The sequence below is a fragment of the Aurantiacibacter atlanticus genome, from assembly GCF_001077815.2.
Taxonomy (GTDB): domain Bacteria; phylum Pseudomonadota; class Alphaproteobacteria; order Sphingomonadales; family Sphingomonadaceae; genus Alteraurantiacibacter; species Alteraurantiacibacter atlanticus.
This window is the reverse complement of record NZ_CP011310.1, coordinates 2125359-2137932: the sequence shown is the minus strand read 5'-3', so window position 1 is coordinate 2137932 and position 12574 is coordinate 2125359. Positions and strand designations below refer to the sequence as shown.

At 56.6% G+C, this 12574-nt stretch carries 14 protein-coding genes and 2 pseudogenes; 4 read left to right on the top strand and 12 right to left on the bottom strand.

Translation table 11 applies throughout. The features are described from left to right. Positions 1-49 precede the first annotated feature (49 nt). Positions 50-517, top strand: coding sequence for a transcription elongation factor GreA (greA, locus tag CP97_RS10330; RefSeq protein WP_048885874.1), 468 nt, complete (start codon positions 50-52; stop codon positions 515-517). A 76-nt stretch (positions 518-593) separates the two neighbouring features. On the opposite strand, the gene CP97_RS10325 is transcribed toward greA, so the two are convergent. Both CP97_RS10325 and CP97_RS10320 read right to left on the bottom strand, forming a co-directional pair. Further along, positions 594-1844 (bottom strand): sulfatase-like hydrolase/transferase, encoded by a 1251-nt coding sequence (locus CP97_RS10325; protein ID WP_227819579.1) that lies wholly within the window; start codon positions 1842-1844, stop codon positions 594-596. 76 nt (positions 1845-1920) lie between these two features. Further along, a pseudogene (locus CP97_RS10320) lies at positions 1921-2832 on the bottom strand (IS3 family transposase); the annotation flags it as partial. Positions 2833-2892: 60 nt separating this feature from the next. Between CP97_RS10320 and CP97_RS10315 the strand changes: the two are divergent. Further along, entirely contained in the window at positions 2893-3945 is a 1053-nt protein-coding gene (locus tag CP97_RS10315; RefSeq protein ID WP_048884335.1) for an IS110 family RNA-guided transposase, read from the top strand. Between the two features lie 235 nt (positions 3946-4180). Here CP97_RS10315 and CP97_RS10310 read toward each other — a convergent pair. The 6 genes and pseudogenes from CP97_RS10310 to CP97_RS10285 all read right to left on the bottom strand — a co-directional run. Further along, positions 4181-4444 (bottom strand): annotated as a pseudogene (locus tag CP97_RS10310) (transposase); the annotation flags it as partial. 420 nt (positions 4445-4864) lie between these two features. After that, positions 4865-5098, bottom strand: a complete 234-nt coding sequence (locus tag CP97_RS10305; RefSeq protein WP_048885872.1) for a DUF4170 domain-containing protein — start codon at positions 5096-5098, stop codon at positions 4865-4867. 94 nt (positions 5099-5192) lie between these two features. After that, positions 5193-5681: a hypothetical protein gene (locus CP97_RS10300; protein WP_048885871.1), complete on the bottom strand. Its 489-nt coding sequence runs from the start codon at positions 5679-5681 to the stop codon at positions 5193-5195. Between the two features lie 81 nt (positions 5682-5762). After that, entirely contained in the window at positions 5763-6074 is a 312-nt protein-coding gene (locus CP97_RS10295; protein ID WP_048885870.1) for a hypothetical protein, read from the bottom strand. Further along, positions 6067-6558, bottom strand: coding sequence for a phage holin family protein (locus CP97_RS10290; RefSeq protein ID WP_149036458.1), 492 nt, complete (start codon positions 6556-6558; stop codon positions 6067-6069). The genes CP97_RS10295 and CP97_RS10290 overlap by 8 nt, the downstream gene beginning before the upstream one ends. A 12-nt stretch (positions 6559-6570) precedes the next feature. Then, positions 6571-7146 carry a hypothetical protein gene (locus CP97_RS10285; RefSeq protein WP_227819578.1) on the bottom strand — a complete coding sequence of 192 codons (576 nt, stop codon included), beginning with the start codon at positions 7144-7146 and terminating at the stop codon, positions 6571-6573. 162 nt (positions 7147-7308) lie between these two features. On the opposite strand from CP97_RS10285, the gene eno reads away from it, so the two are divergent. Continuing rightward, complete coding sequence (gene eno / locus CP97_RS10280) at positions 7309-8592, top strand: phosphopyruvate hydratase (RefSeq protein WP_048885868.1); 1284 nt, start codon at positions 7309-7311, stop codon at positions 8590-8592. A gap of 12 nt (positions 8593-8604) precedes the next feature. On the opposite strand, the gene CP97_RS10275 is transcribed toward eno, so the two are convergent. From CP97_RS10275 to ribB, 3 genes are all read right to left on the bottom strand, one after another. Beyond that, the gene (locus CP97_RS10275; RefSeq protein WP_048885867.1) at positions 8605-8871 is read right to left on the bottom strand and encodes a hypothetical protein; all 267 of its coding nucleotides are present in this window, start codon (positions 8869-8871) and stop codon (positions 8605-8607) included. A 217-nt stretch (positions 8872-9088) separates the two neighbouring features. Further along, positions 9089-9508 (bottom strand): 6,7-dimethyl-8-ribityllumazine synthase, encoded by a 420-nt coding sequence (gene ribH / locus CP97_RS10270; RefSeq protein WP_048885866.1) that lies wholly within the window; start codon positions 9506-9508, stop codon positions 9089-9091. A gap of 3 nt (positions 9509-9511) precedes the next feature. Next, positions 9512-10780 (bottom strand): 3,4-dihydroxy-2-butanone-4-phosphate synthase, encoded by a 1269-nt coding sequence (gene ribB, locus CP97_RS10265; RefSeq protein ID WP_048885865.1) that lies wholly within the window; start codon positions 10778-10780, stop codon positions 9512-9514. A gap of 167 nt (positions 10781-10947) precedes the next feature. Between ribB and CP97_RS10260 the strand changes: the two genes are divergently transcribed. After that, a complete protein-coding gene (locus CP97_RS10260; RefSeq protein WP_161485455.1) occupies positions 10948-11403 on the top strand; it encodes a flavin reductase family protein in 456 nt (151 codons plus the stop codon). Here the strand turns inward: CP97_RS10260 and CP97_RS10255 are convergent. After that, positions 11400-12371, bottom strand: coding sequence for a PDZ domain-containing protein (locus tag CP97_RS10255; RefSeq protein ID WP_149036457.1), 972 nt, complete (start codon positions 12369-12371; stop codon positions 11400-11402). The two genes, CP97_RS10260 and CP97_RS10255, sit on opposite strands and share 4 nt — an antisense overlap. Positions 12372-12574 lie beyond the last annotated feature (203 nt).

Genomic DNA, 12574 nt, shown 5'->3' with positions numbered 1-12574 from the left:
CGGGGCAGGGTTGTTTTGACAGGTGAATCAGACGAAGACAGGGAACACGATGCAAAAAGTGCCGATGCTGGCTGAAGGCTACGAAAAGCTGACCGCTGATCTCAAGGCATTTCGGGCCGAGCGCCCCTTGATCGTGGATGCGATCGAGGAAGCGCGCGCGCATGGCGACCTTTCGGAAAATGCCGAATATCACGCCGCCAAGGAACGTCAGGGCCAGGTCGAAGCGCAGATTGCCGATCTTGAAGACAAGGTCAGCCGCGCGCAGATCATTGATCCAGCTTCGCTTTCTGGCGATCGCGTAGTGTTTGGTGCGACTGTCACCGTTCTGGATGAAGATGACAAGCCGTTGAAATATCAGATCGTCGGTCAAGCGGAGAGCGATGCCAAGGTTGGGCGCGTTTCCTATGAAAGTCCGCTCGCCCGTGCCCTGATCGGCAAGAGCGTCGGTGATGAAGTCGAAGTGACTGTCCCTTCCGGCGAGAAGTTCTATCTCGTGGACAAGATCGAATTCATTTGAGCGCCCGCAGGGATATGAGAGGCGAAGCGCTCATTGCCAATTTCGTAATTGGACGAAAAGCGAACCCAGTGATTTGTTAGTGTGACTGACCTATCCTCTCGTCCAGCTCTTCACCGTTTGCATCGGCGCGATAGCTGAGGAATACCCAAGGCACGACGCCAGGGACAAAATGCTTGCGGTTGCTGCGGTCGAAAAATGCTGGAAAGTGATCGCCTACGATGAGGAAATCCGTAGGTGGTAGGAGTTGGTCCATCGCCATCCTGTCAATTTCATCGGCAAGCTGATGATGGAGCAGGAACAGTCGACAAAGCTGAGGGTTCGCTTGAGCCCAAGCCGTCCCTCCCAGTTGACAATCCGCTGTACCGAGCTTCGGATCATCCATGATCGGTAGATGCGTGTTCAGCGTCAAGAAATAGATCATTTGCGGCGAATGCGAAGATTTCAGCTGCTCGGCTATTGCTGCGGGGATTTCTCGATCGCAGGAGCCAGCGAATACGCCTTTACACTCCGAAATGCCCTCGCTTTCCAATATGTCCCTAAACTTGGATCGGCCGAAGCCTATTTTTGGATACCATTCGTCACGCGAGAAGAAGCTCCGCGAAAACCCGTGATAGGCTGTGGTCTGATATCCGGCTTTCAGATAGCGGGAGGGCAAACAATCATCTGTAAATGTTCCGACCTCCGAATATGTGGAATAGCGGCCGCAAAGCTCTCGTAGCTCGCCACTCGTCGTTGACCCGTAGAATGGAACATTGCCCTGGCTGACGTCATATCGCGTCGCCCAGTGCGGGCGTTTCCAATCAGCGTCGAAAATTGCTTGAACCCGCTCGCCCTGAGGCACACCCCAGGATTCCACAATTACGATAACCAGATTGCGAGAATCTGGACCAGGTACCTCGATCCCTGTCAGACCGGTTGCGGAAGCGAAAGAGGTCCCAGGGGGCGGAAGGCGGCTGTAGGTACTGCGTGTATCTGCAGATGCGAAATGGTCGGCATATAGAAGACCAATTGTGAAAAGAACTGCGATAAGATAGGACATCGGAGAAGAAAACCTGCGTACATGCGGCGCCTTCTTCAAAGCAATGGAAGCAGTGACAATGAAGGCTGCAAGAGACATTATGTACTCTGGAGAACGCAGTGGACTTATTTCCATCAACAATGGGAAAAGGGAGCTTGCCTTTTCGATATCGAGATTAAATGATACGCAAATATAGTAGAATATGCTATATCCGATGGTCCCCGCCAAGATGACTCTCTTTAATGTCACAGAAGGAATTTGCGCGGCGGCAATACCTGCCATGGAGGTCAATGCGAAGACGGGTATCATAGGCGGACCGCCCACGAACCACATGATCATGAATGCAAGATTTGTGACGTGACCCCCAGCTTTCCCCCAGCTGGGATTAGAGCCGGGCGGTTGTTTTGCGCATCAGCGCGGTTGAAGCAATGGGCTGCGTAGCGGAGCCCGTAGGGCGTAGCGAAGCAGGCCATTGCTTATCCAGTTCAGCGGCGAACGCCGCCGGTGTTGCGTAACCGAGAGACGAGTGTGGTCGCTCCCGATTGTAGTCTTCGACCCAGGCCGCGATCTCGACACGGGCATGGGCCATACTCAAGAACAGCGTCTCGTTGAGCAGTTCGTCCCGCATCCGGCCATTGAAGCTCTCGACATAGCCATTCTGCATCGGCCTTCCGGGCGCGATGTAATGCCACTCCACGCCGACCTCGCCGCACCATGCCAGCACAGCGTTGCTGGTGAGCTCGGTGCCATTGTCGCTGACGATCATGCCTGGCTTGCCGCGCTGTTCGATCAGTGCGGTCAGCTCGCGAACGACACGGCGACCAGAGATCGAGGTGTCCGGCACCGCTGCCAGGCACTCCCGGGTCACGTCATCGACCACGTTGAGCACCCGGAACCGTCTTCCCGAAGCCATCTGGTCGTGAACAAAGTCCAGGCTCCAGCGCTGGTTCGGCAGCGCCAGAACCGGAGCAGGTGCCCTTGTGCCAACAGCACGCCTGCGGCTACGTCGTCGCCTGACCGCCAAGCCTTCCTCACGGTAGAGCCTCTGGGTCTTCTTGCGGTTGATCATGATCCCCTCCCGGCGCAGCAGGATATGCAGACGGCGATAGCCGAACCGGCGACGCTGGTTGGCCAGCTCGCGCAGCTTCTCACGCAGATCGACGTCATCGTCCCGGGTGGAACGGTAACGCACGCTCTTGCGATCAGCATCGATGACACGGCACGCCCGCCGCTCGCTCATCCCATGGCACGCCTGGAGATGAGCAACAGCTTCCCGCTGCGCGGCGGGCGTCAAAACTAATGGGATGACCCGCCCTGTCCTTCCATGCACATTCGGCGGACTGAGAAGGAGGTAATTATGAGCATACGCAACCAACCAAGAGATGCAGCCGTCTTCGGCATCGACATTGGCAAAACAGTCTTTCACGTTGTCGGCCTCGATGCGGCCCATGCACCGATCCAGAAGGCGACATTCAGGCGGGAGACGTTGCTGCAGTTTTTCGAACGCGCGTCGCCGGTTCTGGTCGGGATGGAAGCATGCCCCGGTTCGCAGTGGCTGGCGCGCAAGCTGCTAGGGATGGGGCACACAGTTAGGATCGTGCCGGCACAATTCGTGAAGCCCTTCGTAAAGTCGAACAAGAACGACATCATCGACGCGGAAGCCATTGCGGAAGCCGTCACTAGGCCGACGATGCGCTTCGTAGAGATAAGGACACCGGAGCAGATCGACCTGCAAGCACTCCACCGGGTGCGAGACCGGATGATCGCCCATCGAACGAGGCTGATCAGCCAGATGCGCGCCTTCTGTCTCGAGTATGGTATCGCGATCCATCAGGGCGCAGGCAAGTTCAAGGCCGAGATACCGCGCGTGCTTGCGGATGAGACCAACGAGCTCACCCCTTCGATGCGCCGGATCCTGACGGAGGTTCACGGCGAGATGATGGAACTCGAACAGCGCATCACAGCCATGAACCACGAGATCGAAGCCATCGCCGCGCGCAGCGATACCGCACGGCGCCTGATGACTGTGCCGGGCATCGGACCGCTGGCCTCGACCGCTCTGCTGGCGGCGGCAGGGTCGGGACGTCAGTTCCGCAGGGCACGTGATCTCGCTGCCTGGCTCGGTCTAGTGCCGCGCGAACACTCGACCGGCGGGAAGACTAAGCTGCTTGGCATCAGCAAGCGCGGCAATAAATACCTGCGAAGGATGATCGTCCATGGTGCTCGATCCTGTGTTACACATCTCGATAGAAGCAGGGACCGCTTGGGCCCATGGCTCGACGGGCTTGAGAGCAGGATGCACAAGAACAAGGTCACGGTCGCCCTGGCTGCCAAGATCGCTCGCGTTGTCTGGGTGATTCTGACCAAGCCGGGCGCCACCTACGAGCGGCGCGTTCCAGCGTTCGGCTGAACGGCGCCGCCACCAACTGCGAGGTTCGTAAGAGTGATGACGAGACAGTGGACCAGCGCATCGTAAGCCCCGTCAAAAAAGCGGGCAGAAAGCCCGAAGCATTTATCTGGGAACGAGGCGCGCGGATCTCATCAAGGCCTGGCCGCAACAGCGGCCCACTCGCGAGAGGCCGGATACATTTGTGCAGACTGGCACCGTCAACACCAATCGACCCTTGCATGGACAGGGCGGGTCATACATTTTTTGCCAGAAGATCCTTCAACGCCGCCTTGTCCAGCATCGCATCGGCCAGCAAACGCTTCAGCTTCGCGTTCTCGCTCTCCAGCTCCTTCAGCCGCCGGGCATCGGACACTTCCATCCCGCCATACTTCGACTTCCAGTTGTAGATCGTCGCTTCAGATACACCGTGCCGACGGGCAAGGTCAGCGGTCTTGGCTCCCGCCTCCGCTTCCTTCAGCACGCCAATGATCTGCTCTTCTGAAAACCTCGTTCTCTTCATCTCGTCCGTCCTTCTGTCAGGGCCGGACTCTAATCCAACTTGGAGGAAAATCAGGGGGTCACGTCATTTGGGATCAGCAGCCAGTACAGAATCCAGGCACCGGGAAAGTCCGTCAGGATTGCCGATCTTTCTTCTGACAATGTTGTTCTCCGGTCCCCGAAGGGGCGCCATTCATGATGACCAGTCCGTAGAAGTTATTGGTAAACCGAAGGTAAATTGGGAGAGCTAGTGCCCCATAAACGTGCTTGCCAAGGAGCCGGAAACCGAGATTTTTAGGTAGGCGCATGCGCCAGTGCCTGCGTCAGTTACGGCCATTGCAGAAAGAAGAGCCGATCACATGGTCGGCATTTTCCTTATCAAGGCTCTCGTCATACCAGTCCAGACGCACCGCTTTTCAATGCGTGCGTTCTGTCTGTACGGCTATATTCCGGGAAGTTCCGGCTCCAGCAATTTATGCAGATGGACGATCACGTATTTCATTTCTGCATCATCAACAGTGCGCTGCGCCCATCCGCGCCATGCTTCCTCCGCCTCTGCATAGTTGGGGAAGAACCCCACGACATGTATGTCCTTCAAATCCTTGAAGTCGACACTGCGGGGATCGTTGACCCGGCCGCCTATCACGAGGTGAAGAAGTTGCTGATCGTCGGACATGGCTCAATTCCCTGCTGCAGATACAATTGCGCGCCCTGTTAGGAAATCCAGCAGGGCGCGCAAGTGCTAATGTAAATATGCGGGCTGAGTCAGCTTAACGGCGGGATATGGCCCGAGCTATCGCCTTGCCCGTTTCACGGCGCGCAATGCGTGCTGCGTCAGCGACGTCGCCAGCCTTGTGGCTTGCGGAACGACCAAATGAACGCGCCTTGTCTCCAGTACGGTCAGTAAGGTCATTTGCACGGCGAGCGCCTTCACGGCCCATGTCCGATGCATCGTCAAGCAAATGGGAGGCAAAGCCGCTGGCGATTTCGGCGCCGACCGCGGCAAGGCCCACGGCCTTTGCCCCGCCTCGTGCGGCAGCCTGTCGAGGCCCCCGGAACAGGCCGGCTACCAGAACACCAAGTGCTACACCGCCTGCAGCGGCGGCAAATGGGTGCTCTTTGACGAAAGTTGTGAAACCATCAGCCGCATCTGACGCGGTTTCGGTTGCGCGTTCGGTTAGCGTAGGTGTCTTGGCTTCCTCGCGGGCCTGTGCGGCCTCAACTCGGTTTTTGATATCTTCGCGTTTCATGTCGTTCATCGGGAGTCTCCGGCAGATTGTGTGTCAGTTTTAATACGGCTCGGAGCGGTCTGTTGTTCCGATAGTTTCTGTATCTGGAATTTAATTTTCCTCGCGCTCCAGATTGAACAGCGAGACGATCCCTTCCGCAAGACGATCCCGAAAGATGAAACCACCAAATGCAGCAATGCCGATGACTATCACGGAGCCGACTTGGGCAGGGTTCGCGCGCGCAAAATTCAGGGCATCGTCGCCAGCACCTTCGGCACCTTCACGAAGACGCGTCATCGTGCGGGATGCGACGCCCTGTTCTTGGACGTCAGAGCGCATATTGCGCAAGTCGGCCTTCACCAGGCCCTTTGCCGCATCGCGCAGGGCGCGATCCTGGAGCAAAAGTGTTTTTCGATCAGTCATTCTGGGCCGGCTCATCTTCAGTAGAGTTCATTGCGCCGGATAATTCGTTCCACGCCTGACGCGCACGGCGGATAAGGAGAAAGGCGATCAGCAACAGCGCGATTACAACCAGCGCCGTTGCACCCCAGGCAGTAATCAGGGGGGTCAATGCGATGATAAGGCCGACAGCAAGCGCAACGGTCGCCAGTACGCCAAAATATGCTCCGACAAGCCCGAAGGCGACAGCCTTCTTCAAGCGGTCTGCAACAAAACCAGCTCGACTTTTCTGATAGCTGAGTTCCGCATCCACATAGGTCCGCGCGTCATCAAACAATGCCTCGAAATCGTCGAAAAGAGAGCGTTTTGCGGCTCTATCGGCATCTTCGGGTGCGGCGCCCCGGAGGCCCTCTACAGGATCTACCGGGGCTTGCGTATCAACGGGTGGTTCAGGAAGGCGCATCGTTCCGCCATCAGGAGGGCGGACAACGCTATCGTCCTCTTGCACTGCCACTGTGTCTTAGCGGAACAGGCGGGCGAACATGAACCCGACAAGCGCCGCGATGCCAACTGCAGTCGCTGGGCTCTTGCGGATTGCTTCGCGCGATCCGTCAGCCAATTCATCCAGACTCTTTTCATCAAGGATACGAGCGTTTTCCTGCAGATTGCGGGAAGCGTTGCGTGCATAATCACCATATTTTGCGCCAAGCTTTTCATCCAGCGTCGGTGCATTTTCATCGATCATGCGGGACAGGCCAGAAAGCGCTTCGCTTGCCTTATGCTTGCCTTCAACAGCGAGTTCGCCGGCCTTGTTGCGGGCTTCGCCAGACCAGTCCTCTCTCTTATGCTTCGCTTCGTCACGGTATTGCCCGGCGCGAACCTTGGCTTCATCACCCAGCGCGGCTGCACCGGCTTTGGCTTCTGCAATAGCAGCGTTGAAACGAGATTTCGCTTCGGCAGTACGCGGCGATGTATCGGCAGAAGTCGTGTCGCCGCCTGTCATATCCACGGTTTCAGTAGCATTATCAGTCGCAGCAACGGTCGCTTCAGCGGGTTGCGTGGTCTTGTTTGTTGTCGAAGGCTTCTTGGCAGCCATGATGTTTACCCTTCCATTTGGCAGAGGATTAATCCTCTGCAGAATTGTCTTCGCCTTGATGTATTGTGGTTATAACACACCATCGTTCAAGTTATCTAACGCGTGTTGCAGTGCAAGGTTCCGCGATATAGGAGCGGCGCAAGCACTCTGAGGGATCACGACATGACCGCGATAATTGAAGTTTTTGGCCGCGAAATTCTGGATAGTCGGGGCAATCCCACCGTTGAGGTGGATGTGCTTCTGGAAGATGGCAGTTCGGGCCGCGCGGCAGTACCGTCAGGCGCTTCCACCGGCGCACATGAGGCTGTTGAACTGCGCGATGGCGACGCGGGCCGTTATATGGGCAAAGGCGTGACCAAGGCTGTTGCGGCGGTCAACGGACCGATTGCCGATCTGTTGTGCGCGCTGGATGCCGAAGACCAGCGCGATGTGGATATGGCGATGCTTGCACTGGATGGCACTGCCAATAAATCCAAGCTTGGTGCCAATGCGATTTTGGGCGCAAGTATGGCCGTGGCGAAGGCCGCTGCCCATGCACGCGGCATGCCGCTGTGGGCTTATGTCGGCGGCGTTTCGGCGCATGTCCTACCCGTTCCGATGATGAACATCGTCAATGGCGGCGAACATGCCGATAACCCGATTGACGTGCAAGAATTCATGATCATGCCGGTCGGCGCGCCGACTTTGGCAGAGGCTGTCCGCTGGGGTTCCGAAATCTTCCATACACTGAAGAAGGGCCTTTCCGACAAGGGACTGTCGACCTCAGTGGGGGACGAAGGCGGCTTCGCGCCCGATCTGGCCAGCACGCGCGACGCGCTCGATTTCATCATGACATCTGTTGAAAAGGCAGGGTTTACGCCGGGTGATGACGTAGTGCTGGCGCTGGACTGCGCCTCCACCGAATTTTTCGCCGATGGACGATATGATCTGGCTGGCGAACAACTATCACTCAGCTCTCAGGAAATGGCTGATTACCTTGCTCAATTATGTGCCGACTATCCGATCAAGTCGATCGAAGACGGCATGGCTGAGGACGATTTTGAAGGTTGGAAGGCGTTGACAGAGGCGGTTGGCGACAAGGTCCAGCTGGTGGGTGACGATCTTTTCGTGACCAATCCAGAACGGCTGCGCATGGGTATTGAGCAAGGCCTCGCCAATTCCCTGCTGGTGAAGGTCAACCAGATCGGAACCCTGACTGAAACGCTGGAAGCGGTAGATATCGCACATCGTGCCGGTTACACTTCTGTGATGAGCCATCGATCGGGTGAAACCGAGGATGCGACTATCGCTGATCTTGCGGTTGCTACCAATTGCGGACAGATCAAGACAGGCTCGCTTGCCCGCTCGGACCGGCTGGCAAAATACAATCAGCTCATTCGCATAGAACAGGATTTGGGCGACAGTGCGCTTTATGCCGGCAAAGGCTGCTTTGGTCGACTGGCCTGATATATGAGGGCGTCAGCCGGATTTGCCGGCTGCGCCTTGGCGGTTCTTGGGGTGAAACCAATATTGGTAAACGCCCCAACCGTTAATCAGCAGCAAGATGGAATTCATCGCCGCAATGGGCATCGATCCTCCGGTCAGGCCGGAATAGATCCAGGTAATCGAAACTACGCAGAACAGGACAAATCCCCACGCCGTCGCGCGTCGACCCAGGTCGAAAGCGATCATCGATGAGGCGAGCACGGCGCCGATCGCGGCAATCCATTCCAGAGGGTCGTTCATGGACCGTGGAGCGCATGAGCAGCCGCTTGGTTCCAATCAGTCCCGGCTGAAACTCGTTGAGATGTGCAAGATTTTCAGCAGCCTCACATTTTGCTCAACCGCGATGTGATTGCATGCCGAGATCAACGTAAGCCGTGAAAGTTCTGGGAATGATGATGAAGATCAGGATGTGGCCTTGTCTAGCCCTTGGCCAGATAGGGCTTCCCGCATTCGTGGCTCAAGCAAATTCGTCGCGCAATTCCAGTAGCCGCATTGCAGCCTTGGCAGCTTCACCGCCCTTGTCACCTTGAGCAGGATCAGCGCGGGCGATGGCCTGCGTTTCATTTTCGGTGGTGAGAATGCCATTGCCAATGGCAAGAGAATCCATCGTCAGTGCCATAAGCGCACGGGCGCTTTCCCCGGCGACGATCTCGAAATGATACGTCTCTCCGCGGATTACCACGCCAATGGCGACGAAACCGTCATAACGATCGCTTTCCGCAGCCATGGAAATTGCGCCGGGCACTTCCAATGCGCCAGGCACGGTCACCACCTCGGCAGAATGTCCGGCTGATTCTAGCGCGGCCTTCGCGCCTGCTATCAGCATATCATTGAGATGGCCGTAAAAACGGGCCTCGACTATCAGGAAATTGGCCATCGATTACTCCGGAATAGGACGTTCTTCGACCACGCTGATGCCATAGCCTTGCAGGCCAACGACATTGTGGTTCGAATTGGTCAGCAAGATCATGTCATGCACGCCAATATCGGCAAGGATCTGCGCGCCTATGCCATATTCGCGCAATTCGCCAGTGTCCCTGTCTGCGCCTCCGAGTTCTGTCTCCAGCGAGGCAGACTTGTTGGGCACAAGCACCACGATCACGCCGTTACCTTCTTCGCCAATGGCGGCCATGCAGCGTTGCAATACGCGTTTCTTGTCACCGGAACGGCCCAGCACGTCATCGAAGATCGAGATCGCATGCATCCGTGTCAGAACTGGTTGTCCGGGGATGACATTTCCTTTTTGCAACACGAAGTTGATCGAGCCATCGACCGAGTTGCGATAAGATGCCACCCGCCAGTCTCCGCCATAATCGGACTGGAACGTGCTTTCATTGGTGCGCTTCACGAGGTGATCGTGACGCATGCGATATTCGATGAGATCGCGGATCGTACCTATCTTCAGGCCATGTTTGCGGCCAAATGAGATGAGATCATCCAGCCGCGCCATAGTGCCGTCTTCATTCATGATCTCGCAAATCACGCCGCTGGGATTCAGCCCGGCCAGGCGCGAAATGTCAACGGCAGCCTCTGTATGGCCGGCACGCACCAGAACGCCGCCCGGACGTGCGAGCAAGGGGAATACATGGCCGGGTGTCACGATATCGTCCGCGCCCTTGGATGAATCGATGGCGACCGAAACGGTTCGCGCACGGTCCGCCGCGCTTATGCCCGTTGTCACGCCTTCACGGGCTTCGATGGCGACCGTAAAGGCCGTTTCATGACTGGTGCGATTTCGGCTGCTCATCAATTCAAGCCCGAGCTCCGAGCCGCGCTGAGCGGTCAACGCCAGACAGATGAGGCCGCGGCCATGGGTGGCCATGAAGTTGACGGCATTGGGTGTGGCCATCTGTGCAGGGATGATAAGATCGCCTTCATTCTCGCGATCTTCATCATCCACGAGAATATACATGCGGCCGTTGCGCGCTTCCTCGATGATCTCCTCAATCCCGACGAGCACAGGCGCTTCGTCATTCTCGGTCATGAAGCGATTGAGTTTACCCAAGGTATCCGCGGTGGGATTCCAGCTTTCCTCTGTGCAATCGCGCAAGGTGTTTGCATGCAGTCCGGCAGCACGAGCGAGTCCGGCGCGGGTTATCTTGCCTTTCGACACGATCTCACGCACTTTTTTGATAGTAATATCGTTCATTCAGCCTAGTTATCACATTCTGATGTGATGGCAAGTTGCCAGAATCACATTCAGTCTGGAAATTCCCCCTTGCGCCTGTGGCAAACCCTCTTCAATGAACGCGCATGCAGCCTGCAGGACAGAGCAACGTTGCGCTTGGGAGCGCCTTTCGGGAAGCTATGCGGCATGTGGCGGCCACGGTCTATGCGGTGACAACAACTCTCGACGGGCAAAATTACGGCATTATCGCTACCGCAGTCAGTTCGCTCAGTTTCGATCCGCCTTCGCTGTTGGCTTGCATCAACCGCGATGCATCTTTGCATGATCCACTGACAAAGGCGGAGCGGTTTTGCATTAATATCCTCGGCCTTTCCAATCGTGATGTGGCCGAGCATTTCGTTAGCCCTGACCTTGATCGCTTTGCAGTTGGTGACTGGAAAGAACACCAGGGCGTGCCCATTCTGCAAAGCGCACAATCGAGCCTGATTTGCACGGTTGCTGACCGGCATGCATTTGGTACGCATACGATTTTTATCGGCGCGCTGATTGAAGCGAGCCATCGGGAAGATGCGACGCCGCTTACTTATTTCGACAGGAATTATATCGACATCAGCGCAGCGCCCGAACGACAGCGATCCGCCTAGTCGGAACTGTCGGGCGGGGCGAAGCCTCTATCGCGTAAGACCAGCAGATGGTCAGGCCATGTGGGGCCACGGCGCTGCGGCAAATTTAAGGCGATTTCATGCTCAACCATTTGCGCGCGCGCTTCATGAGATGGGTAGATCCCGCTCTCTAATAATACGCCGCCAATATCTTTGCCTATGTCGGATCGCCAGAATGCCGGCACCAGAGCAGGATCGTAGCCTGCATTGGCAAGCAAATGTGCAGAAAGCCTGTCAGCCTCGATTTCCGCCCGCCGGTTTGCCTGCCTGTTCTTTCCCACCGCGGCAAACAGACCATTGTCGATCCCGGCCTCCTCCTTGCGGCGTCGATGTTCCAGCACCGAGTGGGCAAGTTCATGCGCAATCACAATCGCGACTTGCTGATCATCCAATTGGCCCGCAAATGCATATTGGATCTGGATAATTTGCCCATCCGATCGAGCCCGCGGACCGCTTTCAACGCGAATTTCTATAAGAGAATGGCATCCGGCCGGAGGATTCAAGATGAATTCCTGCTCTGACCCTCCGCGTGCAATGCGCATGGAAATGGGGCCGCCCACCGGTTGCGATGCCAGCAATGCAAAAGCTGCCTCTCGCAAGTTGCCTTGAAAGGGTGCGGCAAGTGCATCAGTGGGATGGCCGTTTATGGCAATTATCGCATCATCAGGCCGCAGTCCTGCCACGGCGGAAGAAGACCCCGATACGATGGTTGAGATTGCAATTGGGCCATTTGCAAAGCGCGCCTGCATTGAACCGCTGCCATATTGATCGGCGCTATGCAGCACCATTCCAGTCACAGGCATCGTATTGCGGCACAAATCGGCATTGGCTTTCAGCAGTGAATCGCCAATCGCTGCAACACGCAGGTCTTCGCGCAGCAATGCGGGCCATTGGGCGTTGTCCTGCGCATTGGCATGTCTGGCGATCGCACCAGAACCCGCCAAAACCATGCAGACGGCAGCCAGAAACCATTTCGGGCGAAAAAATTGCACGGCACAGATTAGAGCAGCTCCTGCCCGGCGCGCAAGCCTGGACCGATTACTTTTTGTCTTCATCCGTCCTTAATTTTCGCACGCACAATGGTCCTGATTGTGACCTTCCTGCGCCCCATTTTTTGCGCTAGGCGCTTAATTCATAAACAGATTATGGAGCC

What these genes read in the sequence shown, in the direction of transcription:
- greA (WP_048885874.1), top strand. Translation starts at nt 50, where the DNA reads ATGCAAAAAGTGCCGATGCTGGCTGAAGGCTACGAAAAGCTGACCGCT.
- CP97_RS10325 (WP_227819579.1), bottom strand. Translation starts at nt 1,844, where the DNA reads ATGATACCCGTCTTCGCATTGACCTCCATGGCAGGTATTGCCGCCGCG.
- CP97_RS10315 (WP_048884335.1), top strand. Translation starts at nt 2,893, where the DNA reads ATGAGCATACGCAACCAACCAAGAGATGCAGCCGTCTTCGGCATCGAC.
- CP97_RS10305 (WP_048885872.1), bottom strand. Translation starts at nt 5,098, where the DNA reads ATGTCCGACGATCAGCAACTTCTTCACCTCGTGATAGGCGGCCGGGTC.
- CP97_RS10300 (WP_048885871.1), bottom strand. Translation starts at nt 5,681, where the DNA reads ATGAACGACATGAAACGCGAAGATATCAAAAACCGAGTTGAGGCCGCA.
- CP97_RS10295 (WP_048885870.1), bottom strand. Translation starts at nt 6,074, where the DNA reads ATGACTGATCGAAAAACACTTTTGCTCCAGGATCGCGCCCTGCGCGAT.
- CP97_RS10285 (WP_227819578.1), bottom strand. Translation starts at nt 7,146, where the DNA reads ATGGCTGCCAAGAAGCCTTCGACAACAAACAAGACCACGCAACCCGCT.
- eno (WP_048885868.1), top strand. Translation starts at nt 7,309, where the DNA reads ATGACCGCGATAATTGAAGTTTTTGGCCGCGAAATTCTGGATAGTCGG.
- CP97_RS10275 (WP_048885867.1), bottom strand. Translation starts at nt 8,871, where the DNA reads ATGAACGACCCTCTGGAATGGATTGCCGCGATCGGCGCCGTGCTCGCC.
- ribH (WP_048885866.1), bottom strand. Translation starts at nt 9,508, where the DNA reads ATGGCCAATTTCCTGATAGTCGAGGCCCGTTTTTACGGCCATCTCAAT.
- ribB (WP_048885865.1), bottom strand. Translation starts at nt 10,780, where the DNA reads ATGAACGATATTACTATCAAAAAAGTGCGTGAGATCGTGTCGAAAGGC.
- CP97_RS10255 (WP_149036457.1), bottom strand. Translation starts at nt 12,371, where the DNA reads ATGGTTTTGGCGGGTTCTGGTGCGATCGCCAGACATGCCAATGCGCAG.